The organism is Luteibacter sp. RCC_6_2, from assembly GCF_041360655.1.
Lineage (GTDB): Bacteria > Pseudomonadota > Gammaproteobacteria > Xanthomonadales > Rhodanobacteraceae > Luteibacter.
In genome coordinates, this window is record NZ_JBFUPQ010000005.1 from 291,234 (window position 1) to 317,065 (window position 25,832).

Below are 25,832 nucleotides of genomic sequence, written 5' to 3' on the forward strand. Positions count from 1 at the left end.
CCACCCTGTCACATACACCGCCTTTCCCGGAGCACCCCATGAATCCCCGCCCCACCTTCCGACGTACCCTCTTATGCGCCGCGGTCGCGGCATCCCTGTCCGGTGTCGCCTTCGGCCAGGCCACCACTGGCCGCATCACCGGCCAGGCGCCGGTCGCCGCCGGTGAAACCGTCCTCATCGAAGGCAGCAACGGCATCACCCGCGAGGTGTCCGTCGATGACCGCGGCCGTTATGTCGCCGAGTCGCTGCCCCTGGCCACCTACAAGGTCTCGCTGAAGTCGAATGGCAATGTGGTCGACTCGCGCGACAACGTCACCCTGCGCGTGGGCGCCGCCACCGACGTCTCGTTCGAGGCGGCGTCGGGCACGGCCCAGCAGCTCGAAGGCGTGACCGTGTCGGCCACCAACCTGCCGAAGATCGACGTCGCCACCGTCGCTTCCAGCACGGTGATCACCGCCGCCGACATGGCCCGCCTGCCGTTGCAGCGTTCGGCCGAAGCCGTCGCCCTGCTCGCACCGGGTGCGTCGCCGGGCTATACCGGATTCAAGAACGCCTTCGGTGGCAGCCTCGTCAGCTTCGCCGGTTCGGCCGTCTCGGAGAACGCGTACTACATCAACGGCATGAACACGACCGATCCGCTCAGCGGTTTCGGTGGTGTCACCCTGCCCTATGGCGCCGTGGACCAGCAGGAAGTACTCAGCGGCGGTTACTCCGCGATGTACGGCCGTTCGGACGGCGGCGTCATCAGCCAGGTCGGCAAGCGCGGCACCAACGAATGGCACTTCGGCGCCCAGGTGCTCTGGGAGCCGGACTTCGCCCGCGCGAGTGCGCGCAACATCACCTATGGCCATGACAACCCGGCGCCTCCGGGCACGATCAACCAGCGCAACGACGACAACCACGAGTGGAGCACCACGGTCAGCGCCTATGCCGGCGGCCCGTTGATCAAGGACAAGTTGTACGCCTTCGCGGCCGTGGAGATGGAACGCAGCAAGGGCAACAGCATCGGTGACGTGAACCACGCGTACGACACGAAGTACACGTACAAAGACCCGAAGTGGTACGGCAAGCTCGACTGGAACATCAATGACAGCAACATCCTCGAGCTGACCGGCGTCAACCAGACCCATCGCTCCAATGGCAACAAGTACACCTACGATTACGACACGAACACCGTGGGCGATTTCGCCAGCACGGATTCCACGTACAAGACCAAGGCCATGGTGTATGTCGCCAAGTTCACCAGCTACATCACCGACGACCTGACCCTCACCGCGCTGTACGGCAAGTCCAAGCTCACCTATTACAACGAGCCGCCCGCGACGGGTGTCACCGGGCCGTTCATCGGTAATGTCAGCCAGCAGAATCCCGCGCTCAACGGTGGCACGCCCATCACCAACGGGCAGACGCTGGATACGATCGACAATCCGGACCACGAGTCGACCAACCGCAACCTCCGCGTCGACCTCAACTACAAGATCGACGACCACTCGATCACCGCCGGTATCGACAACCAGGATTCGCACGACATCGACGACGGTACGACGATTGGTGGCGACGGTTACGAATTGTGGTATGGCAAGACGGACCCCAACCTCAACATCAGCGACAGTCCCTTCGTGGACAAGCCGGGCAACTACCCCGGTGGACAGACCGGTTACTACGGCTACTACCGCCACTACAACACGCTGGCGTCGGTACGCGTGAAGCAGCGCGCGCAATACATCATGGACGACTGGCAGGTCACCGACCGCCTGCTGCTTTCGCTGGGCCTGCGCAACGACCAGTTCACCAACTACAACCCCGCCGGCCAGCCCTACCTGAAGCTGACCAAGCCGCAGTGGGCGCCGCGCCTGGGCTTCAGCTGGGACGTGAACGGCGACTCCAGCATGAAGATCTACGGCAACGCCGGCCGCTACTTCCTCGCCATGCCGGCATCCGTCGCGCTGCGCACCTCGGCCGGTTCGCTGGCCACCAACCAGTACTTCACCTATACGGGCATCGACACGAGCGGCATGCCCACCGGCGTGACCTTCATCCAGTCGGCCACCGGTGGCGCCGTGTCTCCCAACGGCGAGTACGGCCAGCCGCCCGATCCCAAGACCGTCAGCGCGAAAAACATCAAGTCGGAGTACCAGGACGAGTTCATCCTCGGCATGGACAAGCAACTCAATGCCGACTGGGTCGCGGGCGCGAAGGCCACGGTGCGCAAGCTGCGCAACGCGCTCGACGACGTCTGCGACAACGGCGCGATCACCCGCGCCGCCCTCGCCCAAGGCGCGGACATCGACGCGGTGACCGTCGGCAGCTGCTACCTGTCCAATCCCGGTCGCGCGAACGTCTACCAGCTGGCCAACAACACCGGCGGCTACACCAATGTCACGGTGACCAACGCGGACTTCGGTTTCAGCCACCTCAAGCGCAACTATTACGGACTGGATCTCTACCTGTCGCATCCGTTCGATGGCACGTGGTCGGGCAAGATCGACTACCTGTACTCGCGCAGCTACGGCAACACGGAAGGCCAGGTCCGTTCGGACGTCGGCCAGGGTTCCGTCGCGGCCTCGCGCGACTGGGATTACGCCACGCTGATGAACTACGCCAACGGCTACCTCGCAAACGATCGCAAGCACCAGTTGAAGCTCTACGGTTCCTACCAGATCGCCCCGGAGTGGCTGGTCTCGGCCAACCTGCTCATCCAGTCCGGCTTGCCGAAGTCGTGCCTGGGCCGCTACGGTGAGGCCGAGAGCGATCCGTCCGGCTACGGCAGCTATTACCACTTCTGCTTCGGCGAACCCTCGGCCTATGGTGCGAAGGGCCGCGAGCCGTGGGAAGAGCTGGTCGACGTCAACCTCGAGTACCGTCCGTTGTGGGCCGACCGCAAGCTGGCCTTCACCGCCTCGGTGTTCAACCTGCTGAACCAGCAGCGGTCGCAGCGGACCAACCCTGTCTCGGGCAGCAAGAACTCGGTGAACGACGGCTACCAGCAGGTCATCAGCTACACCCAGCCGCGTTACGCCCGCTTCGGTGTCACCTACGACTTCTAACGGGAAGCCCATGCATCCACTACTGCGACTGGGTATCGTCGCGCTCGCCGCCGGAGTCCTCGCGACTCCGGCGGTCGGCGGCGAAAAGACCTATAAAGAACTGCCGACGGAGACGCCGGCCCATTTCACGCCGACGAATCCCGGCTTCGACTACGTGCGCCGCACGGTCGAGATCCCGATGCGCGACGGCGTCAAACTGCACACCGTGATCCTCATGCCCAAGGGCACGACGCACGCGGGCATCCTGCTCACGCGCACGCCCTATGGCGCCGACGGCATGGGACATCGCAGCGACAGCCCGCACCTGGGCCCCGCCCTGCGCGGCTACGACAACCCGGCCGACATCGTCGTGCAGGACGGCTATATCCGTGTGATCCAGGACATCCGCGGCAAGAACGGTTCCGAGGGCGACTTCGTCATGAACCGGCCGCCGATCGGGCACGGCAACCCCACCCCCGTCGATGAATCCTCCGACATCTACGACACCGTCAACTGGCTGGTGAAGCACGTGCCGGAGTCGAACGGCAAGGTCGGCATCATCGGCATCTCCTACGACGGCTTCGAGGCGATGGTCGCCACGATCCGTCCGCATCCCGCGCTCAAGGTGGCCGTGCCGATCAACCCGATGATCGACGGCTGGATGGGTGACGACTGGTTCCACCGTGGCGCGTTCCGCCAGCAGATGATTCCCTACATCTACGGCATGGTGAACTCGCGCGGCAGCGACATCGGCTGGACCACGGGCTACCGCGACGACTACGACCTGTACCTGCGTGGCGGCTCCGCTGGCGACATCGGCCGCGCCTATGGCATGGAAACGCTCGGCTTCTGGCAGAAGCTTCTCGCCCACCCCGCGTACGACAGCTTCTGGTCCGAACAGGCGATCGACAAGGTCGCGGCGAAGGAGCCGATGACCGTGCCGACCATGCTCGTGCACAGCCTGTGGGACCAGGAAGACAACTACGGCGACATGGCGGTGTATCGCGCGCTCGCCCCACGCGATCCGGGGCACACGAAGTTGTGGCTCGTGCTGGGGCCGTGGCGTCACGCCAAGACCTGGGAAAAGGGCGACACCATCGGCGCGATCGACCTGGGCAGCGATACAGGTACCACGTTCCGCCAGAAGATCCTCCGCCCCTTCCTCGCCCAGTACCTGAAGGACGATGCGCCGAACGCGGATATCGCTCCGGTGAACGCCTTCGTCACCGGCGAGAACACCTGGCGCCAGCTCGACACCTGGCCTTCGGCCTGCCGTACCGGCTGCGCGCCGGCCATGCAGCGCTGGTTCGTCGAAGCCGACGGTGGCCTCGCCACGACGGCGCCCGCGAAGGGCGAAGACGAATACGTTTCCGATCCGGCGAAGCCGGTGCCCTACCGCGTGCGCCCGATCCAGTCGTGGTCGCACGGGGTGGCGGATCGCGAGGATTCCTGGCCGGAATGGCTCGTGGACGACCAGCGCCAGTTCGCGACCCGTACCGACGTGCTCACCTATGTATCGCCCGTGCTCGACAAGCCCATGGGTGTATCCGGCGAGCCGCTGGTGCATTTGCTCGCGTCCACCAGCGGCACGGACAGCGACTGGGTGGTGAAGCTGATCGACGTCTATCCCGACGAGGTCGAGGAAAAGCCGTCGATGGGCGGCTACCAGTTGCCGGTCGCCATGGAGATCTTTCGTGGCCGCTATCGCGAAGGCTACGACAAGCCCGCGGCGTTGACTCCGGACAAGCCGCTCGAATATCGCTTTCCCTTGCCGACGGTGAATCACGTGTTCCAGCCCGGGCACCGCGTGATGGTGCAGGTCCAGTCGAGCTGGTTCCCGCTGTACGACCGCAACCCGCAGACCTTCGTGCCGAACATCTTCAACGCGAAGCCCGGCGATTACCGCAAGGCGACGCAGAAGATCTTTCGCGACGGGGAGAACGGCACTTACCTGGAACTACCCATCGTTCCCGCGAACCCGTAACCACGGCTTATACGGACGACGGCCTGGACGGTTACGTCCAGGCCGTCGCGTCCACTAGGTGCCGGGATTCGGACCGCGCAACTGCGACGTCGGCACGCCGCGATATCCCCAGTCCTCCATCGCGACCTCGTCGATCACGACATGGGTCAGTTCCGGCGACTTGCCCAGCACGCGCTCCAGCGTTTCGGTGATCTCCGCGATCACCTGGGCCTTCTGCGCGGGCGTATTGCCTTCACGAGTGATACGAACGTTGACGTAAGGCATGGCGGCGTTACCAGCGGCCGGCGCTCGAACCGCCGTCGACCGGCAGCACGACACCGTTGGTGAACTTGCTGGTCACGAGGTACACGACCGCTTCGGCGATGTCCTCGGGGCGGCCCAGCCGGCCCATCGGGTTCAAGCCGCTCAGGAAGCCATGGGTTTCCGGTGCGTGCATCGGGGTCTCGATGATGCCGGGGGCGACCGCGCTCACCTTGACGTTATATGGCGACAGCTCGATCGCCAGGCCGCGCGTGACGTCGTTGAGGCCACCCTTGATCAGCACGGGCAACGCCGAGGGCACGTTACGGTCCGGCTGCAAGCCCAGGCTCGCCGTGATGTTGACGATATGGCCGCTCTTGCGTGCGGACATGTGGCGCGCCGCGACCTGGGACGGATAGATGAAACCGCGCAGGTTGGTGTCGATCAGCGTGTCGATCTCGTCGGTGGTGTACTCGGCGAAGGGCTTGGCGATGAAGATGCCGGCGTTGTTGACCAGCACGTCCACCTGTCCGAACGCTTCGATGGCGTGGTCGAACAGGCGCTCGGCGGTCTCAGGCAGGGCGATGTCGCCGGCGACGGCGAGGAAGCGGTCGGGGTTGCCGAGCGAGGCGGCGGCCTCGTCGAGGCGGGCCTGGCTGCGGCCATTGCCGACCACGTTGTAGCCGAGGTCGAGGAAGGCCTTGGCGATGGCGAAACCGAGGCCGCTGGAGGCGCCGGTGACGATGACGGTTTGACGGGTGCTCATGGTGCTTGCTCCGAAAGATGGTCAGGGTTCCGGGGCGTGGCCCCGGGCTGATCCACAATCTATTGCCACGCCTTGTGTACATAAATAAGATCCGGAGCAATTGAATCGTTACATGGTGTAATCCATGCACAGGCAATTCGACGACCTGATGCTCGGCAGCATCGAGCTGTTTTGTCTTGCCGGCGAGTTGGGTGGCTTCACCGCCGCGGCCACGGCGGCGGGCGTGACGCCGGCGGCGGTCAGCCGGTCGGTCTCGCGGCTGGAGGCGCGCCTCGGCGTGCGCCTGTTCGTCCGCAGCACCCGGCAGATCCGTCTCACGGATGCGGGCCGCGTCTACATGGAGCAATGCCGGCAGGCGCTGGCCCAGTTCGCCGACGCGGAGCGGCTCGCCAGCGGCCAGCAGGCCCAGGTATCGGGACGGCTCCGCATCAGCGTGCCGACCACGTATGCGCACTATCGTTTGCTGCCGATGCTGCCCGACTTCCATCGCGAGCATCCCGAGGTCCGCCTCGACCTGCACATCAGCAACCGCAACATCGGCTTTTCCGACGAGGCCTTCGACCTCGCGATCCGTGTGCGTCCGCAGGCGGATTCCACGTTGATCCTGCGTCATCTGGAAGATGCGCCGCTGGTGCTGGTCGCCACCCCCGCCTATCTGGAAACGCGTCGCGTGCCGCGATCGCTCGACGACCTGGCCTCGCACGAGTGCATCCAGTTCGACTTGCCGAGCAGCGGCCGGCGCATCCCCTGGCTGTTCCGCGACGGCGGCGAGGATGTCGAATTCGAGGCGGAAAGCACGTTCACGGTGTCGGAAGACGTGCTCGGCGGCGTGACCCTGGCCCGCGCGGGCGCGGGCCTCTTCCAGACCTACCGTTTCATCGTGGAGAAGGATCTCGCCGAGGGCTCCCTGGTCGAGGTGTTGCCCGCAATGGCGGGACGCTCCCGCCCCTATAACCTGATCTATCCGCACAGCCGGTTCGTACCGCCACGCGTGCGCGCGTTCATCGATTTCCTGACGGACCGGGTAGCAATGAAACGGTGAGGCCTATCGCGGACAGGGTCCGCTCCCACCAAGCAAGTGCGGCGCTGCCAGTGAGGCTGGGGCCTGCTCGGTGGGAGCGGACCCTGTCCGCGATACGGTGTGCGGGACCGTCAGAAGTCCCAACGGACACCGACATTCGCCGACCAGCCCCGCGCGCCCGCATCACCAAGGTTCTTCTGCCAATCGCCCTCGCCATACAGCGATAGCCGGTTCGCCCACGCGAACGTCCCGCCCAGTCCGATCTCCATCATCCGCCCGAACGAGCCACCGGTGAACTGCTGCGAGATGTCGTAGCCCTCCGCGCCCACCGTCACATCGGAACGCCCACCCCAGCCACGAATGTAATTGAGCCGCGCATACGGGGTCGCCTTGCGACCGGCATCGGTGGTCCAGGTACGATCCAGGCGCAACCCGACCCGGCCAATGGTCTGTTCGAAGGCGTTGTAACGCGTCGTCACGTCGTCGAGGTCCACCTGGTCGCGCAAGCCGATGTGCTGCCGGGTCAACTGCAATTGCGGTTCGAGCTCCCACCCATTGTCGAATTTCCATGGGTAACCCGTCTCGACCGATCCGGTCCACCCGGAACCACGCACGCGCGCGACATCCTTGGCACGCGCGGTGTCCACGTCGCCCTGGTGGCGATCGCCCGAGGCGACCACGTCGACATAGAAGCCGTTGAGCCGCTGCCAGGTCACGAACATGGCGATCGAGTTGGAATCGAACCTGGCGTGGCTGTAACCATCGGCCGCCTTGGGATCGAGCCGCGTCGTGCCGTGCGTATACGCGATACCGGCCCGCAGCGACGACCGATCGGCATCGAGCGCGAAGATGTTCATGCCGACCTGCACCGCACGGGTGTCGACATCGAAATCGTAGCCGTACTCATGGAAGGAGCGATCGGTGGAGTAGCTGTAATCGCCGCCCATGAAACGCACGAACGGCTCGCTACCCAGGCCTTCGCCGAGATCGTCCATGTCGCGGATTTCACCGAGGCGGCGATGCAGGTTGTCGACCGTGCGGTATCCGTAAATCGCCAGCGCCGACGGCGAGACGATATAGGCGGGAACCTGCGGCACCACGGCGGGCCGCGCATCCGCCTCGGCCAGCGGACCGGTGGGTACGGGCGGCGCGATATAGGCCACGCCCGCCGCCGGCGTCGGTGCGGGCGATTCGGTGGTCGGTGGGGGACAGGGCCCGTCGCATACCAGCACGTTCGCGAGCCGGTAGTCCCAGAAGGCGTCGCCGCCGGTCGGTCCACCGACCACGCGTTGCCCGGCATCGCTGGCTCCTGGTTGGAACGCGTAAAGGCCGTATTGCCACGGTCCGAACGCGAGATAACCACCCTTGAGCCGGAACGCGCCGCCGCTCGACGCGCCCGCCACCTGCACGATCGAGATGCCCTCGCCTGAACCGACATAGCCACTGTGGTCGAGATCGGTCAGCGCGCCGCTGCTGAGGGCTGCGGCCGTCACGTCGATGATCGTCTCGCCCGACGCATCGCCTTGCACAAGGAGGCGATCGGTCGCTTGCGCGGCCAGCGCGCCACCTTCGTCGAGCCGGGTGACGAGCCGCAAGCCACCTTCCGCACCCACGTAGTCGCCATCGATGGTCAGGCTGTTGCCCGGAGATCCTGCGCCGTTGGTGAGATCGATGGTGCCCGCGTTCGATACGTTCGCCGAACCGGGCGATCCGCCCGCGATCACGGGATGCACGTTGTCGCCCGCGAACAGGATCGAGGTCGGATCGATCGTCACATCACTGTTCGCCAGGCGCAGGTTGTCGGTGAGGGTGAAAGCGGCGCCGCCGGCGAAGGCGATGGTGTTCCAGCCCGTGCCGAGGTTCACGCCCTTGCCCAGCGCGTCGGCGGCGAAGGAACCTCCGCGGGCCTCGGTGCCGTCGAAGAACAGCGTATTGCCACCGCCGCTGCCCGCCAGCAAGTGATACGTGGTCGACGTATCGACCGCACCCACGGTCGCCTGGTTGCCGGGCCCGTTCCCCATGGTCAGGCCACCGTCGAGGGTGCCCGCGCTCCAGGCGAAGGTGTCGGTGCCACCGGCCGTGGCGATGTCGCCGCGTATCGCACCGGCCGCCACGGTCACCGTGTCATTGCCCGCGCTGCCGCGTATCGCTTGCGCCGATGGCGTCACCGCCGAGACCGTGCCGGTGTTGGCGAACGTCGTGCCATCGCCATTGGCGAGGTCGACGACCGGCGCGACGGTGCTGGCGGAGGTCAGACGACCGCTGTTCGTCACCGACGAGGCGGTTCCCGCGACCAGGGCCGAGCCACCCGCCGCATCGCGCATATCCACGGTGGCCGCACTGGTGACCTCGCCCGTGGTAAACGCCTGGATACCGGTCGCGCCCGCGCCATTGCCATGGATGACGAAGCCCGGCCCGATGTCGAGGTTCCCACCGGCCATCGATCCGTCGGCACGGCGGAAGGCGTATCCCGTGCCCGACCCATCGATGTCCATCGTGGCCGTCGAAGCGGGATCGATCGCGGTCGCGGTACGCAATCCTGCGCCGTTGCCGACCCGCAACGTAGCGCCGGCCAGCGTGATGGCGCCGGTTTCGGCGGCATTCTCGATCGCGTTGCCCGACCCCAGCGTGGTGATCGTCGTGCCGTTGGCCACGAGCGACGAGGCACCGGCATCGAGCAGCACGCCATGTGCGCTGCCACGGGTGACGATGGCGGAATCCCCGGCGCCCAGCACCAACCCCGCGCCGTCGACCAGTTGTACACCGGCGATGCCATCGTCCACCGCGATCGAACCCGCGGGATTGAGCCGTTGTGTACCGGCCCCTTCCACGCGCACGCCGGTGCCGCTGCCGACGTGGATCGTGCCGTTGTTGGCGAACGTGCCACCCGTGCGCAGGATCGCGCCCGTGGCGGCGGGGCCGCTGAGGTCGACAGCGGCGGTGTTGGTCGCCGCCGCACCGGTCTCCACGATGAAGCCCGTCGCATGGGTACCCGTGAAATGCATCGCGCCGGCGTTCGAAAGCGAGGCACCATTGCGCGCGATATAACCGATGACATCGGCTTGCGCGGAATTCAGCGCCGCGAAGCTGGCCAACGACGTGCTCGGGGCCACCGAACCGCTATTGGCGCCGGTGAGGTCATGCTTCTGTCCGTCCGCGATGCCCGCGATAGCGCCGGGACCCGTCAACGACATCGTGGTGGCCGCGTCGATGGTGCCGGCCGCACCGCCTTCCGCGATCACGCCCTGCGCGCCGCTACCGGAAACGGTGATATTGGCGTTACGCGTATTGAGCACGGAACCGCCGCCACTGCCTAGCACGCCGACGGCTTGCGCACCCGAGACGCTCATCGTCAGGCCCGTGCCATCGAAATCCGCGCCACTGTCCAGCCGGAACAGGGTCGACTGCGGTGTCGAGACGTCGAGCGTGGAGCCACCATTGACGTTGATATGCGCGTTGTTGCCGAACGCGAAGAAACCGATCTGCTTGGCGCCACTGTCGAAAGCGGGCGCGGCACCCGCTGCGACGTCCACCGTGGCCCGGCCGCGCGCATGGATGCCGATCGCGCCGTCGCCCAACAGGTTCACAGCGCCCTGCACGTTCGCCCGCGCGGTCGCCTGACCCTGCCCTTCCGCCCATACGCCGATGTTGCGTGTGCCACTGGACGGATCGGCGCCGCCGGCGACGTTGATGGTCCCGGTGGAGGTGACCAGCGACGCGACGCCGGCCGTCGACAACGCCTTGACACCCGTGCCGTTCACGCCATTGAGGTTGATCGTGCCACTGTTCGTAATCGCCCCGCCCGCTCCCGCGTTCTGCGCGAGCAAGCCGACGTTCTCGCGTGGCACCGCCGCCGCGCGGCCATTGATATCGATGGTGCCCGCATTGTTCACGACGGCATTCGGCGCCGTGACGAGGATGCCTGCCGCGTTCTGGGTCAACGTCCCGAGGGTGATACCGCCCAGGTTCGTCACGGTGGCGGCCGTGGGCACGTTGATGCCCGTGGTGATCGTGCCCTGGTTCACGCCGACGTCGGCGGCGGGCACTGATGGATCGGTCTGCGGGCCGCGACCGATGTAGATGGTCCCTCCCACGGCATTGGTGAATCGGGCGGTGGCGTCGTTGAGGTAGACGCCGTCCATCGATCCGTTCGAGCGCGAGCCGGTCACGCCCACGTTGACGATGCCGCTGTTGGTTCCCGTGGCTCCGGCGCCGAGCCGGATGCCGGTCGACTTGCCCGCGCCATTGGTCGAGCCCGTGGCGAGATTGAGGATGCCGGCGTTGTCGAAGCTGCTGCCTGCCTGGACATCGACCACGTTGGAACCGAACGGGCTGTTGACGATCGTGCCGCCCGCGCTGCGGAAGAAGTTGCCATTGATCACGCCGTTGTTCGTGCCCGTGCTGGCCCCGGTGAGGACCACCGCCGAACCGTCGCCCGAGGTGTGCGTGGTCGCCAGCGTGCCGTTGACGGTGACGGTGGCCCCGGCCTCGCCGCGTACGGCGCCGTTGTTGGCGTTGACCACTTCCAGCGTGGCACCCGACGCGATCGTGCCGTGGGCATCGGGTCCGACCAGGTGCATCACGATGCGGTTGCCGACGGGCTGGGCGACCTCGTCCGGCGGACTGTCCGCCGTGATGCCATAGACGATCTGTTCCGTGGTCGAGGTATAGCCCCTGGCGAACAAGCCCGCATAGAGTGCCGGATCGAGGTTGCCGGCTTGCATCTGCGCGATCAGGAAATCGTTGTACTCGCGCAGCTGCGCATCGTTGGTGACGGTGTGCGCGGTGGTCGCTCCGTCGGTGGTGGTGACGTTGAACGTGCCGCCATAGTGAGAGACGAAGCTCACGCCATAGGTCTGCGGCAGCGTCGGGTTGGCCACCTCACCGGTGAAGGCGACCCGGTTGGTCGAGGTCCAGTCGAGGTTGCTCGCGACGCCGCCGGTCCCGTCGGCATAGAAGAGCGAGGTCTGCTTCGCCGCCATGGTCCAGCCATTGGTCGCCGCGTCGGTCGCCGCGCCGGCGGTGCCGATGTTCACCGCGAGCGATCCGCCTGCCGCGGTGACCGTGCCCACCCGCGCGTCGATGTACTGCTGGTCGTTCACGTTGACCACGTCGGGCACCGTGGTGTCGAGGCCGACCGCGCCCAGCGGTGACAGGTTGGCGGTGTTGTAGGCGGAAACGACGCGGCGCCCGCCGGTGATGGGGTCCGGTACGCTGACGCCGAAGTTCTGCGAACCGGGGTTGAGGCGTGGCGCGCCGATCCATTGCGTTCCGGATATCAACCGGCCCAGGCTGTCCAGGGCTCCGAGCGTCGTGTTGCGTGTTCCGGTGTCGCCGGCCTGGAATTGCTGGTTACCGGAGATGGTGACGCTGCTGCCCGCCGCGACGACGGTTTGACCCACCTTCGCATCGTTGTTGACGGGGTCGTAGGCCGCCAGCGGTACGGTTTGTGCCTCGATGGAGGCGGAAGGAGCGCCGAGGCTCGACGCGACGGCCAGGAAAAGCACACGATGTCGCCAGCCGTCCTTTCCAGGACGGTCGTTCGCACTGCGCGTTCTCATATTGTCGTACCCCAACGGCGCCGCGTCTTACGGCGTGCCCCCTGCGCGGATTTATCGGCGTGCCAGATGAAGGAAACGTGCAGGGAGGCCATCCGTTGCCGAATCGGCGCACAAGGTGGTGGATCCGGCGGTCTCCCCTATACTCCCGCGCATGAAGCCCAACGTCCTGCTGCAGTACATCCTCCCGCACCGCTTCCTCTCGCGCATCGTCTACCAGGCGACCCGGTGGGAATGGGCCCCATGGAAGAATTTTCTCATTCGGGAGATCGTGCAGCGCTATGCCGTCGACATGAGCCAGGCCGCCCAGCCGGACCCGTTCGCGTACCAGCACTTCAATGCGTTCTTCACCCGCAAGCTGAAGGCCGGCGCGCGCGCGGCCGACCCGGACCCGCAGGCTATCCTCTCGCCGGCCGACGGGCGGATCAGCCAGTCCGGACCTATCCGTGACGGCCGGATCTTCCAGGCGAAGGGCCAGGAATACAGCGCGGCGGAACTGCTGGGCGACGAGGCCGCCGCGGCACCGTTCCGCAACGGCAGCTTCGTCACCATCTACCTGTCACCGCGCGACTACCACCGCGTGCACATGCCGCTCGCGGGCAAGCTCACCGGTACCACGCATGTCCCGGGCCGCATCTTCAGCGTGGCCCCGTTCGCGGTCGAAGCCATTCCGCGGCTGTTCGCGCGCAACGAGCGCCTCGTCTGCCATTTCCAGGGCGAACACGGCCCCTTCGTGTCGGTCATGGTCGGCGCGATCCTGGTCTCCAGCGTGGCCACCGTATGGGACGGCATGGCGATTCCGCCGTATGCCTCGGACATCATCCGCAACGACTGCCGCGGCCGCGACGTGACGCTGGAGCGCTTCGGGGAAATGGCCCGCTTCAACATGGGCTCGACCGTCATCCTCCTGTTGCCGGAGGGTTACACCCTGGACGAACTCAAGCCACAACAACAGGTTATCGTCGGGCAACGAATCGGAGCCTGGACCGGCAGCGACGCGTCGCAATGACGGGCCACGTCACAATGTGACGAAAACGTCTTACATTTGACGCATCGGCGGCGTATTCTTCGCGGACCGTTGGCCTTCTGGGGAGGGGCACCGGGACCGCAAGAAGCATCCGTACTAGGGGAAGTAGTCCATGCGTCTGGTCACCCATCTCATCGCCGTCAATCGCGAAATCCGCCTTCGCCGGCAACTCGCCGATATCGAACGTGTCGTCCTGGCCCTGCCGGTGCGAGCCCACGCGGACCTGCAGCAACTGGTCCGGCGCGAGATGGAACAGGCCGCGGCCTGCGACTTTCCCCATCTCTACGGCACCCCGCCCGAAGAGCGCTACAGCACCTACGGTCACGGGCCGGATATCGGCCTCGGCAAGGCACGCTCGGATAACCCGTTGATCGCCACGCGTGGTGTCGCGCTGTGGATCGCCTCGGTCTACCACGAGACCCTGGATTCGCGGCGCCCCAACATGGAAGACCTGCACCGGCAGATCCTGCGCCTGATGCGCCAGATCAAGGAATTGTCGGCGTCCGAGCGGCGCGGCACGGCCACGGCATGGGCGAACGAGCCGCACGCCGTCGCGTAAGCGCTCGCCTCAGCGGCAGACGGGCACGCGGATCGCCTGCCCCACCTTCAACTGGTGTCCCTTCAAGCCATTCATGCGCGCGATGTCTTCGACATCGGCGCAACTGCTCTTGCGCGCGATGCTGACCAGGGTGTCGCCCCGGCGCACGGTGTAGTTCCTCGACGCGGTGGGCGACGGCTTCGACGAGGGCGCGGACGGTCCATTGGCCAGCGCGGCCGAGGTGGCGGCCGGCGGCGGTGGCGCGATGATCTTCACCGCATTGTGCAAGTCGCTGGCGAGGATCGGCCATGGGCCGTCGGTGCAAGTGGAGGCATAGGCCTTCTCCAACTGCTTGGGAACCTCCAGGCGCGCGCCCACCGGCTGGCTGACCTGCGGATCGAGTCGCGGATTGAGGTTGCGCAGGGTGCGGAACCAACCTTCCGGCATGCCCTGGGCGGAACCCAGGCAGACGGTCAGTTCGCTGATCGACGCGGGGCGTTTCAGCACGATCTGGCCCGGCTCGCCGTCGATCTTGGGCCAGGTCAGGTGGTAGCTGTCCGGATGCAGGAACAGCCATGCCGCCGCGAGCACCATCGGCACGTAGTCGCGCGTCTCGGCCGACATCTGGCCGTAGATCTGGGGGTCGTAGAAGCTGGCCCCGGGGCTCGTCGCCGCGATCCGGCGCATGCGGCCCTCCCCGCCGTTGTACGCGGCGAGGGTGAGTTCGAGGTTGTTGTTGAAGGCGCGGAGTTGTTCGTCGATGTACTCCGCGTTGGCCTGCGCCGCCATCGTCGGATCGAAGCGCTGATCGAAGCCATCGCTGTTGGACAGGCCGAAGCGCAGCCCGGTGGCGTACATGAACTGCAACGGGCCGGAAGCGCCCGAGCGCGACACGGCGTGCACCTTGCCGCCGGATTCCTTCGCCATGATGCCGAACAGCAAGGCCTCGGGCAGGTCGGCCTTCTTATAGGCCGGCCACATCTTGTAGCGCATCATCTGGTAATTGACGTAGGCGTCCATCAGGTTCGGACGCAACTGCGTGAGCCACATCTCCAGCGCCGCCTTCACCGGCCCGTTCATGACCATGAGGTCGGAGAACTGCTGGCCCTTGAGCATGGTGACGGCGCGTTGCGCCTGCGGCAGCGCACCGACGGCGACCGAACTGGCCGCGTCGCCCGGCTGTTCGCCCACCTCCGCGCCCTGCTCGGTATCGTCGGCATCCTCGCCCTCGATGAAACTGCCATCCTTCAGGCGCAGCAGGCGATCGAACACCGCCGCGAAACGTTGCTGGTCGCATCCCGGCGTGAGGGCGCAACGCGCCGAGGCGTCCTTGAGCTGGTCGAGGGACTGCTTGCGTGTCTGCGCCGCCTGGGGGGTGTCGCCACGCCGGGCCTGGTCGATCGAGGCCTCGTAACCCTTGCTCGCCTGGTTCATCCGGTCGTACAAGGCATTCACCTCCGGGGTGGCCTTGCCGGAGCGGGGGGCGCCGCTCGAGGCGCAGCCGGCGAGAATGGCCAGGGGCAGGATCAGGAGCGAACGCGGGACGCGGACAGACATGCACTTACTCGGGGGTCGGACAATGCCGGCCACGTTACTGCCGGGGCCTCCCGGACTCAAGCGGCAGGCGCCACTTTTCTCCGCAACGGCGCATCGTTGCGTACACTTGTTCAGGACATTCCTAAGGACGAAGCCATGCCCACGATCCTGATCGGCCGGAACGACGAAACGGCCGTCGAACTCGACTCCCGCTACGGCAACCGCCACGGCATGATCGCCGGCGCCACGGGCACCGGAAAGTCGGTGAGCCTGATGCTGCTGGCCGAGGGCTTCTCGAAGCTGGGCGTGCCCTGCTTCCTCGCCGACGCCAAGGGCGACCTGGCCGGCCTGTCCCAGGCGGCCGGCGCACCCTCCGAGAAGTTGGCCGCACGCTTGGCGAAGCTCGGCCTCACCGACTGGAAGCCGCAGGCCAACCCGGTGGTGTTCTGGGACATCTACGGCAAGTCGGGCCATCCCGTACGCGCCACGGTGTCGGAGATGGGCCCCACCCTGCTCTCGCGCATCCTGGAGCTCAACGACACGCAGGAAGGCGTGATGGAAGTGGTCTTCCGCGTCGCCGACGACGAAGGACTGTTGTTGCTCGACCTGGCCGACCTGCGCGCCATGCTCGGTTTCGCCTCGGAACACGCCAAGGACATCTCGGCGCGCTATGGCTTGATCAGCGCGCAGAGCGTGGCCGCGATCCAGCGGGCGCTGTTGAAGCTGGAGCAGGACGGTGCCGATTCCTTCTTCGGCGAGCCGGCGCTGGAGCTGGCCGACCTGATGCGCCAGGACATGAGCGGGCGCGGCGTCATCAGCGTGCTCGCCGCCGACACGCTCATCCTGAAACCACGGCTCTATTCCACCTTCCTGCTGTGGCTGCTCTCGGAACTGTTCGAGCAATTGCCCGAGGTGGGCGATCTCGACGTGCCCAAGATGGTGTTCTTCTTCGACGAGGCGCACCTGCTCTTCGACGACGCGCCGGCGGCCCTGCGCCAGCGCGTGGAACAAGTGGTGCGGTTGATCCGTTCCAAGGGTGTGGGTGTGTACTTCTGCTCGCAGAATCCGGACGACGTGCCCGGCGAGATCCTTGGCCAGTTGGGCAATCGTGTGCAGCACGCGCTGCGTGCGTTCACGCCGCGCGACCAGAAGGCGGTGAAAGCCGCCGCCGAGACCTTCGCGCGCAACCCCAAGATCGACGTGGTGGAAACGATCGGCACGCTGGGTACCGGCGAGGCCTTGGCCTCCACGCTCGGTGACGGCGGCGTGCCTTCGCCCGTGCAGAAGGTGCTGGTGGCGACACCCGTGTGCCGGATCGGGGCGATCACCGTGGAAGAACGTGCCGCCGTGCGCTCGCGCTCGCCTGTGGGGGGCAAGTACGACACCCTGGTGAATCGCGAATCCGCACAGGAACGCCTCGCCGCCCGTGCCAGCGAAAAGAGCGCGGACGATGCACCGCCGGTCAAATCGGCCGGCAATGCCGACGGCAAGGACGATGCCGGCGACAGCGGCTGGGGCGGTGCCGTGCGCGACGCCGTCTTCGGCACCAAGCGCCGCCAGGGCATGATCGAGACGATGGCCAAGTCGATGGTGCGCACGGCGGGCTCGCGCGCGGGCCAGCAGATCGTGCGCGGCATCCTGGGCAGCATCTTCGGCGGGAAGCGCTAAACGTGCCACGTCACGAACTGGCGGACGCCGATACGCCGTTCGCGGAACGCATCCGCATCGGATGGCGGTATCCGATGCGTGGCGCGGCGCCGCTCACGATCGGCGCCATCACGCTGTTCGAGTCGATCGCCTTCCTGCCGGTGACGGGACTGAAGCTGCTGGTGATCGGCCTCGGCTGGATGGCGCTCTACACGTATGCCTTCGAATGCCTGCGGCACACCGCCGACGGTTACGCCGACCCACCGGAAATGGCGATCCATACGACGGACGGGACCAGCATCGCGCTGATCCTGATCCAGCTGACCGGCAACGCCATCGCGGTGCTCGCGCCGATCTTCTTCGGTGTACCGGGGCTGCTCGTCTCGCTGGTGTTCGCCTTCGTGCTGCCCGTGATCACGATGTCGCTGACCTTCGACGGTGTCGGCGCCGCCTTGAATCCGGCCATCTGGGTGCAGGCGGTCGGCCGCCTCGGTGGCAGCTACGTCTTGCTGTTCGTGATCATGCTGGCCAGCAGCCTGCTCCAGGCCGCCGCCCAATACGCGATGAAGGATCATGGCCCCACGTTCTTCGGCACGCTGGGCTATTACCTCGTCGCCAACTACCTCACCGTCTACAATTTCCACCTGATGGGTGCGCTGATCCACCATAAGCACGAGGTGCTCGGCTATCAGCCGGAGTCCATGGCGATCGCCGCCGTGGCGGAACCCGACGACGACGGCGCGCTGCTTTCGCACGTGAACCTGATCGCGCGGGACGACGTTCCCGGTGCCACCGACATCCTCACCGAACGCCTGCGCGAAGGCCTGGCTCCGCCCGGCCTGCACCTGCGTTATCGCGAACTGCTGCGGGCGCAAGGACGATGGCCGGAACTGCTCGTGCACGGACATATCTGGATCGCGGCGCTGGTCGTCGGCGGCGAGTCGCGACGGGCACTCGGCGTGGTGCAGGATTGCCTCGACGTCGATCCGTCCTTTCTTCCCGACGACACCGTCACCTGCGGACCGCTCGCCGACACCGCGGCACACGGCGGCATGTCACGGCTCGCCCTGCACCTGGCCGAGGGTTACGTGCGCTGCTGGCCGCTCGACATGGGTGCGCCGCACTACGGCCTGCTGGCCGTGCGCATGCACGATCGCCTTGGCCAGGCCGCGGAAGCCGCGACCTTGGCGCGCCGCCTCCTTGTCGATTATCCGGAGCATCCGCTCGCGCGCGATATCGAAGCCCTCCTCGCCACACTCGCATCGACGCGGAAGGTCTCGCCATGAGCCGCTGGCGTCCACCCTCCCCGTCGTCGACGGCGATCATCACGCGCGAAGGCTTCGAACGCCTGAAGGCCGAACTCGACCACCTGTGGCACACGGTCAGGCCCGAGGTGGTCAAGGCACTCGCCGCCGCGGCAGCCGAAGGCGATCGTTCGGAGAACGCCGAATACACGTACCGGAAGAAACAGCTGGGCGAGATCGACCGCCGTGCGCGCTACCTCAGCAAGCGCATTCCCGTGCTCAAGGTGGTGGAAACGGCCCCTTCGCAACGAGATGCCGTTTTCTTCGGCGCGACGATCGAACTGGAAAACGTCGACACCGGCGACAGCGTGCGCTATCGCATCGTGGGGCCCGACGAAACCGATGCGCGACTCGGCTGGATCAGCATCGACTCGCCTCTCGCGCGCGCCGTTCTGAAGAAGCGCGTGGACGACGAATTCGAAGCGGAGCTACCGGGCGGCCGCACCCGCTTCGCCGTGATCGCCGTCGACTACGACTGATCCGCCGTCGCAGCGAGTCGCTCCAGTCCATCGGTGAATTGCGCCACGCGGGACGCGAAGGCATCGACGGCGACGATGTCGACGTCGGCACCTTCACGAAGCGCGAGTTCGAGGCGCTCGCCTTCCTCGGCGACGGCCGAATAACCGAATACGTTCACGCCGCCAAGCACATGATGAACCCATCCCGCCACTTCTTCGCGAGCGGCACGGTCGAGCACCTCGGGCAACCGCGACAGCGCCTCGCGTGTCGTGTCCGCGCCGGCGCGGATCACCCGGGCGATATTCTCGTCCGATCCAAACGCCTTGCGCATACGCTCCATGTCGATGGCGGGCACGGCCGGTCCCGTCTTCGCTAGCCAGCGTTCCACCGTCGCGTGGAAGGCTTCCAGCCGAATGGGTTTGCGCAGCAGGTCGTCCATGCCGGCCGCGAGGCAGATCTCGCGCTGGTCGGCACGCGCATCGGCCGTCATCGCGACGATGGGCAGGTGGCGTCCCGTCCCCACTTCACGCCGGCGCACTTCCCGCGCCACCGCGTAGCCATCCATATGCGGCATGTGGCAATCGACCAGGAGCAGGTCGTAGTCGGCGAGTTCGAGGGCGGCGAGCGCGGCCACGCCGTCGTCGACGATGTCGCAGCGATAGCCCCGCAAGGCCAGTTGCACGCGCACCAGTTCCTGGTTCACCGGATGATCCTCGGCCAACAGGATGCGTGCTTTGCCCGGGTCGTCCGGCGAGGGGAGCGACGCAGGGGCAGCGGCTTCATCCCTCACGCGAGGCGCATCGGCCACGGCGACTTCCAGCGTCACACTTACGATCGTGCCACGGCCCGGCTCGCTGTCCAGGGCAATGTGCCCGCCCATGCGCTCGATCAGGCGCCGGGAAATGCTGAGGCCCAGACCTGTTCCGCCGAAACGCCGGGTCGTCGACGATTCGGCCTGGCTGAAGGGCGCGAACACATGACGTAGTTTCGCGGCGTGGATACCGATACCCGTATCCGCGACGACGATGCGCAAACGCTGGCGTGAGCCATGCCGCTCGTCGACGTGCACCTCCACGGCCACGTCGCCGCTGGCGGTGAACTTGATCGCGTTGCCGAGCAGGTTCAGCAGGACCTGGCGCAGGCGGCCATCGTCCACGACGACCGCCGGCGCCAGGGCGGGGTCGAAGTGCACGCGCAGCGACAGGCCCTTCGCTTCGGCCTGTGCCGCCAGGATGGCGACGGCGCCTTCGACGATCGCGCGCAGGTCCGAGGGTTGGGGATCGAGGGTGAGGTGGCCCGCTTCGATCTTCGAGAAATCGAGGACGTCGTCGAGGATATGCAGCAGCGCTTCCGCCGAATGCTCGATCGTGGAAACCATCTTGCGCTGGCCATCGTCCAGGCGCGTGCGTTCGAGGACGTCGAGCAGGCCGATCACACCGTTCATCGGCGTGCGTATCTCGTGGCTGATCGTGGCGAGGAAGTCGCTCTTGGCCTGCGTGGCCGCCTCCGCCTCATCGCGAGCATGGGCCAGCCCGCGCGCCGCCAGTTCCTGCGCGGTGACATCCACCCAATAGCCGTTCCAGCGCACGCTGCCATCCGCGGCCGCTAGCGGCACGGCATCCGAACTGAGGTAACGGACGCGTCCACCCACCTGCGCACGCACCGTCACGTGCAAGGGCGTGAGTTCGCGCGCGGAACGCTCGAAGGCTTCGCGAAGTTTCTCGCGATCCTCGTCCGCCACGGGCGCGAGCATCGTCGCATCGCCGGCGAGCAGGTCGCCGGGTTCCATGCCGAGGATGCGCTGCGGGTCGCCGCCGACGTAGCTCATCGCATAGGCGGCATCGGTGCCGCGCACGGCCTCGTACACCACCGCCGGAACGTGGGCGGTGACTTCGGCGAGGCGCCGCTCGGTCCGCTCGCGCCGACGGGTTTCCCGGCGCAGGTTGAGATAGGCGTAGCTGATGGCGACGAGCGAGATCAGCAGCACCGCGACGAACGGCAGCACGCGCCCCGCGACCTCGCGCCAGGTGGGGCCGACGACGTAGTGTGAGGCGAACCACGTGTTGCGGATTTCCTGCTGCCGGTGCGTAGGCAGGTTGACGAGAACGCGGTTGACCAGGGGCAACAACGGAGCCAGGTCGTGGCGCACGCCCACCGCGATGGCTTCGCTGTCTCCGGTGGGTGCCGCGACCTTCAACTGGCCGAGGAAGGTCTCGCGGATGTGGTAGTCGACCGAGGCGAGGTTGCCGACGAAAGCGTCACCCTCGCCTGCCGCCAACCGGCGCATGCCTTCGGCCTCGGTGTCGACGGGAATGGCCTGCACGTTGGGAATGCGCGCCAACAGGCGCCGGATCGGCTCCCGGGTGACGTTGCCGAACACACGCTTCCCGGCAAGATCGTCGCGGCCGGCCATGGTCGGCGCGCCTTCGCGCGTCACGATCATGATCGGGAAGTCGAGGTAGGGAACGCTGGGCTCCAGGTACGGAGACGTGGCGCTCTGCGGATTGATCGCGGCGACGAGATCCACCTCGCCCCGCTTCACCCTCTCCACGGTGCCCATCCAGTTTTCGCTGGGCACCTGGGTCAGGCGGATGCCCAGCTCGGCGGCGATCTCGCGCACGTAGTCGAGCGCCAGGCCTTCCGCCTCGCCCTGCCCCGATAGCAGGCTGAAAGGCGCGTAGCTGGGGTCCACGCCCAGGCGCAAGGGCGGCAAGGCGTTCAGCCAGGCCTTTTCCTTCTCGCTGAGCGGAATGTCGGTCTGCCGGGGGCGTGGCGCGATATCGCGGCCGACCCAACGGGCGCGGAGCCGGCCATGATCGGCGGCGGTGAGTTCGGCGACCGCGTGGTCGATGGCGTGGCCGAGCGGCGCGCGGTCGGCGGGGACGGCGAAGGCCAGCGCGCTGATCGGCAGCGCCAACGGTGCGCCCACGCGAAGTTCGCGCTCGAAACCCAGGCGGGCCACGAACTCACGGGCGGAGTAAGGATTGTCGAGGTACGCCGTGACATCACCCGAGCGCACCCGCGCCAACGCATCGGCCGTCGATGTCGTCTCGACGAGGGTGGTTTCCGGCAGTTCCCGGCGCAGCGCCGCCATGTCGAAGTAGCCCGCGTGCACGGCCAGGCGCTTGCCGCGCAGGTCGCCCGGCCGATGGACGATGGGCGCGTCCGCGCGCTCCACCAGCGAAGGCAGGGACTCGAAGTAGGTGGCACCGACGCGGATGCCCGGCATGCCCTGTTCCAGCGGGGTGACCGAGGTGGCGACGTCGATCTCGCCACGGGCCAGGCCCGCGAGCAGGTCGGGCCACGTGGCGTAGACCCGGGTCTGCAGGGTCACGCCGAGGTCGCGGGCGATCTCGCGCAGGTAATCCGGGCCCAGGCCCTCCAGTTCACCGTCGCGCAGCTCTTCGAAAGGCGGGTAGCCCTCGCGATAGGCACCGACGGTGAGTACCGGGTGGTGGCGTAGCCAATTCGCGTCTTCACGCGAAGGCGAGCCATCCGGCATGGCCCGGAGGGGGCCGGCCAGGCAGACCAGGAAAAGCAGGATCAGGCGTCGGATCACATCGCAGGCTTCGTCAGGGGAACCATCATGGGCATAATCGGTTCGAAGTTCGCTGTGTGTAATGAAACAAGGAGAACACAAGGCATGCCACTGAAGGTCATTCTGGCAGACGATCACCCCCTGGTTCTCGTCGGCGGCGCCCTTGCGCTGCGGAACGCGCACATCGACGTGGTGGGTGAGGCAAAGGCCGCGGACGAGTTGCTGGCCATGCTCGGCGAGCGCCCTTGCGACGTCGTTATTACGGATTTTCTCATGCCGAGCGATCGGCAAGACGATGGTTTCGCCCTGATCGAGACGATCGTGAAGGAGCATCCGCAGCTTGCGCTGGTGGTGTTGACGATGATCAATCGCCCCGCCGCGCTGCAGTCCATGCTCAACCGCGGCGTGCGCGGCATCGTGGACAAACGCGCCCCCATGGACGAACTGGCGACCGCGGCCCGCGCCGTGGCGGACGGCGAAACCTACCTGAGCGAGACGCTTCTCGACATCCTCAACGAAGCGGACGACGCCTCCGAAGCGATGCCCGGCGCGCCGTTGTCACCGCGCGAGACGGAAGTGATCCGCCTGTTCGTCAACGGCATGTCGCTCCAGCAGATCGCCGACCGCGAAGGGAAGTCCGTGAAGACGATCAGCCGACAGAAGCGCGACGCCATGCGCAAGCTGGGCGTGGATCACGACAGCCTGCTGGGCGAATACGCGCGAGACCACGGCCTGGTGTGAGGGTTGCGGCGGCACACTGGTAGGAGCCGGCCCTTGTGGGAGCCGACCTTGTCGGCGATCCCGCGGCAGCGGGCCAGGTCACGGCAAGCACCCATCGCCGACAGGGTCGGCTCCCACCAAGGCCGGCCCCCACATACACGGGGAGCTTCGCTATGGCGAACCGAGCGGTGGCGGATAGACGCGGCCGGGGCGCAGCGGCTGGAAGCACGGCGCGCTCGTGTAGAACGCCTCGTCCTCCGTCTCCGGATGCCATCCCGGAACACCCGACACCGGAAGCGGACGAAGCTCCTGCGGATCGCGAAGAACGTCGCCAGCGGCGATCGCTTCCGCGCAGCGCGCGATGGCATCGCCCTCGCCCATCACCACCAGCGCCTTGCCCACCAGCAGCTTTCCCGGCGTGAGCGCATGCTCGAGCAAGGCGTGGCCGAAGACATCGACACGCGCCTCGCCGCTCGACCATGCCTCGCGATATGTCCAGAACAGACGATGCCAGTCGTGCGCATCCCATGCGTCCAGCATCGCCGGATCGCGCAACGTCACGATCAATCCCGCTTCATCGAAATGCGTGAGCGCACACTGAGGGCGCGAACGCTCGCGTGGCCCCATCACCCCGATTTCCGCCATCTGCCGCGCATTCAATGCGCGCTTCAGCGCGGTGTGACGCAACCAGACGAAAGCGTTGAAAAGGTCGTGCCAGTTGTCCTGCCGCGTGGCGATGGCGCCGAGGCTCGCGATGCGTTCCTCATAGTGCAACCCATCGGCGAACAACGCGGCATCCTGCCTCGCGAAGCGAAAGCCCGATGGCTCGGGCCATAGATCGTTCAGGGATTCGACATCCGGCCACGCCTCACCTTCGATGAAACCGGCGAAACGCGACCAGTGCGACAGTGGCGGCGATGCCAGCACGCGCCGGTCCAGCGCATCCCGCGTCGGCGCCACGTGCCGCATGAAGACTCAGGCCAGGCGACCGTAGAGGTCGTGCGCGTCGGCCTCTTCCACGACCACGTCGACGAACTGGCCGGGCTTGAGCAACTGGCCGTCGTCGATGCGAACGGCACCGTCGATCTCCGGCGCGTCCGCACTGGAGCGACCCCAGGCACCATCCGCGTCTATCTCATCGACCAGCACCTTGATCGTCCTGCCGACCTTGCGTTGCAGCTTCGCGGCGGAAATCTCCGCCTGCACGGCCATGAACTGCTCGAGGCGGTCTTCCTTCAGTTCCTCGTCGATCTGCCCGGGGAGGTCGTTGGCCTTCGCACCGTCCACCGGCGAATAGGCGAACGCGCCGACGCGATCGAGTTCCGCCTCGCGCAGGAAGTCGAGCAGTTCCTGGAACTCCTCGTTCGTCTCGCCGGGGAAACCGACGATGAAGGTGCTGCGGATCGTGAGGTCCGGCACCTGGCGACGCCAGTTCTGGATGCGCTCCAGCGTCTTGTCGACGTTGCCCGGACGCTTCATGAGCTTGAGGATGCGCGGGCTGGCATGCTGGAACGGAATGTCGAGGTACGGGAGGATCTTACCCTCCGCCATCAGCGGCATGATTTCGTCGACGTGCGGATACGGGTAGACGTAATGCAGGCGTGTCCAAGCGCCCAGTTCCGAGAGGCCCTGGCAGAGTTCGGTCATGCGAGTGCGATAGGCCTTGCCCCGCCACTCGCGCTCGGCATAACGGACGTCCACGCCATAGGCGCTGGTGTCCTGCGAGATCACCAGCAGCTCCTTCACGCCACCCTTCACCAGTTTCTCGGCCTCGAGCAACACCTGGTCGACCGGCCGGCTGACGAGGTCGCCACGCATCGAGGGGATGATGCAGAAGCTGCAACGATGATTGCAGCCCTCGGAGATCTTCAGGTACGCGTAGTGCTTGGGCGTGAGCTTCACGCCCGTGTCGGGCACGAGGTCAATGAATTTGTTTCGCGTGGGCGGCAAGGCCGTGTGCACGGCGCTCATCACGCTGGCGTAGTCCTGCGGGCCGGTGATCGCGAGCACATCAGGGTAGCTTTCGCGGATCAGCGACTCGCGCTTGCCCAGGCAGCCGGTGACGATCACCTTGCCGTTCTCGTGCAGGGCTTCGCCGATGGCGTCGAGCGATTCCTGCACGGCGGAATCGATGAATCCGCAGGTATTGACCACCACGGCATCCGCTTCGCCATAGCTGGGGACGATCTCGTAGCCTTCGACCTTGAGCTGGGTGAGGATGCGTTCGGAATCGACGAGCGCCTTCGGACAGCCGAGGCTGACGAAACCGATCTTCTGGGTCTGGGCGGCCTGGGACATTACCGTGGGTACCGGAGAGAGGGAACTGCGCATTATAAGCTCTTCGCGCATTTCCGGGGTTCGCCTGGTGCGGAGAGCTGCCGGGCGCCAACCTGGTGGGAGCAACTGTCTTTTTCCTTTGGCTCCTCAAGGCGCAGTGGATCGCCAGCCGACCTGATCACGGACCATGG

16 protein-coding genes are annotated in these 25,832 nt (G+C 66.4%); 9 read left to right on the forward strand and 7 right to left on the reverse strand.

Going from position 1 to position 25,832, the window contains the following annotated elements:
• Positions 1-38: 38 nt before the first annotated feature.
• Positions 39-3,047, forward strand: a complete 3,009-nt coding sequence (locus AB6730_RS07650) for a TonB-dependent receptor plug domain-containing protein (protein ID WP_371023052.1) — start codon at positions 39-41, stop codon at positions 3,045-3,047.
• A gap of 10 nt (positions 3,048-3,057) precedes the next feature.
• Positions 3,058-5,010 carry a CocE/NonD family hydrolase gene (locus AB6730_RS07655; protein ID WP_371023053.1) on the forward strand — a complete coding sequence of 651 codons (1,953 nt, stop codon included), beginning with the start codon at positions 3,058-3,060 and terminating at the stop codon, positions 5,008-5,010.
• Between the two features lie 54 nt (positions 5,011-5,064).
• Here the strand turns inward: AB6730_RS07655 and AB6730_RS07660 are convergent, their stop codons facing one another.
• Positions 5,065-5,274 (reverse strand): 4-oxalocrotonate tautomerase family protein, encoded by a 210-nt coding sequence (locus AB6730_RS07660; RefSeq protein WP_306847501.1) that lies wholly within the window; start codon positions 5,272-5,274, stop codon positions 5,065-5,067.
• A 7-nt stretch (positions 5,275-5,281) separates the two neighbouring features.
• Positions 5,282-6,016 (reverse strand): SDR family NAD(P)-dependent oxidoreductase, encoded by a 735-nt coding sequence (locus AB6730_RS07665; protein WP_371023054.1) that lies wholly within the window; start codon positions 6,014-6,016, stop codon positions 5,282-5,284.
• A 124-nt stretch (positions 6,017-6,140) separates the two neighbouring features.
• Here AB6730_RS07665 and AB6730_RS07670 point away from each other — a divergent pair, with 124 nt between their 5' ends.
• The gene (locus AB6730_RS07670) at positions 6,141-7,058 is read left to right on the forward strand and encodes a LysR substrate-binding domain-containing protein (RefSeq protein WP_371023055.1); all 918 of its coding nucleotides are present in this window, start codon (positions 6,141-6,143) and stop codon (positions 7,056-7,058) included.
• A 110-nt stretch (positions 7,059-7,168) separates the two neighbouring features.
• On the opposite strand, the gene AB6730_RS07675 is transcribed toward AB6730_RS07670, so the two are convergent.
• The gene (locus tag AB6730_RS07675) at positions 7,169-12,598 is read right to left on the reverse strand and encodes an autotransporter outer membrane beta-barrel domain-containing protein (RefSeq protein ID WP_371023056.1); all 5,430 of its coding nucleotides are present in this window, start codon (positions 12,596-12,598) and stop codon (positions 7,169-7,171) included.
• Positions 12,599-12,749: 151 nt separating this feature from the next.
• Here AB6730_RS07675 and asd point away from each other — a divergent pair, with 151 nt between their 5' ends.
• Together asd and AB6730_RS07685 are read left to right on the forward strand one after the other, a co-directional pair.
• Positions 12,750-13,604, forward strand: a complete 855-nt coding sequence (gene asd, locus AB6730_RS07680) for an archaetidylserine decarboxylase (protein ID WP_371023057.1) — start codon at positions 12,750-12,752, stop codon at positions 13,602-13,604.
• 130 nt (positions 13,605-13,734) lie between these two features.
• Entirely contained in the window at positions 13,735-14,181 is a 447-nt protein-coding gene (locus AB6730_RS07685; protein ID WP_371023058.1) for a hypothetical protein, read from the forward strand.
• Positions 14,182-14,190: 9 nt separating this feature from the next.
• On the opposite strand, the gene AB6730_RS07690 is transcribed toward AB6730_RS07685, so the two are convergent.
• Positions 14,191-15,717: a transglycosylase SLT domain-containing protein gene (locus AB6730_RS07690; protein ID WP_371023059.1), complete on the reverse strand. Its 1,527-nt coding sequence runs from the start codon at positions 15,715-15,717 to the stop codon at positions 14,191-14,193.
• A gap of 135 nt (positions 15,718-15,852) precedes the next feature.
• Between AB6730_RS07690 and AB6730_RS07695 the strand changes: the two genes are divergently transcribed.
• From AB6730_RS07695 to greB, 3 genes are read left to right on the forward strand one after another with little or no spacing between them, the layout of a single operon-like run.
• A complete protein-coding gene (locus AB6730_RS07695) occupies positions 15,853-17,364 on the forward strand; it encodes a helicase HerA-like domain-containing protein (RefSeq protein ID WP_371023060.1) in 1,512 nt (503 codons plus the stop codon).
• Between the two features lie 2 nt (positions 17,365-17,366).
• Complete coding sequence (locus tag AB6730_RS07700) at positions 17,367-18,629, forward strand: tol-pal system YbgF family protein (protein WP_371023061.1); 1,263 nt, start codon at positions 17,367-17,369, stop codon at positions 18,627-18,629.
• The gene (greB, locus tag AB6730_RS07705; protein ID WP_371023062.1) at positions 18,626-19,126 is read left to right on the forward strand and encodes a transcription elongation factor GreB; all 501 of its coding nucleotides are present in this window, start codon (positions 18,626-18,628) and stop codon (positions 19,124-19,126) included. Before AB6730_RS07700 ends, greB begins: the two co-directional genes overlap by 4 nt.
• Here the strand turns inward: greB and AB6730_RS07710 are convergent.
• Positions 19,117-22,665: an ATP-binding protein gene (locus tag AB6730_RS07710; protein WP_371023063.1), complete on the reverse strand. Its 3,549-nt coding sequence runs from the start codon at positions 22,663-22,665 to the stop codon at positions 19,117-19,119. The two genes, greB and AB6730_RS07710, sit on opposite strands and share 10 nt — an antisense overlap.
• Positions 22,666-22,749: 84 nt before the next feature.
• On the opposite strand from AB6730_RS07710, the gene AB6730_RS07715 reads away from it, so the two are divergent.
• Entirely contained in the window at positions 22,750-23,385 is a 636-nt protein-coding gene (locus AB6730_RS07715; protein ID WP_371023064.1) for a response regulator, read from the forward strand.
• Between the two features lie 150 nt (positions 23,386-23,535).
• Here the strand turns inward: AB6730_RS07715 and AB6730_RS07720 are convergent, their stop codons facing one another.
• Positions 23,536-24,333, reverse strand: a complete 798-nt coding sequence (locus AB6730_RS07720) for a DUF3025 domain-containing protein (RefSeq protein ID WP_371023065.1) — start codon at positions 24,331-24,333, stop codon at positions 23,536-23,538.
• Positions 24,334-24,339: 6 nt separating this feature from the next.
• Positions 24,340-25,662 (reverse strand): 30S ribosomal protein S12 methylthiotransferase RimO, encoded by a 1,323-nt coding sequence (gene rimO, locus AB6730_RS07725; protein ID WP_371023066.1) that lies wholly within the window; start codon positions 25,660-25,662, stop codon positions 24,340-24,342.
• Positions 25,663-25,832: the final 170 nt, after the last annotated feature.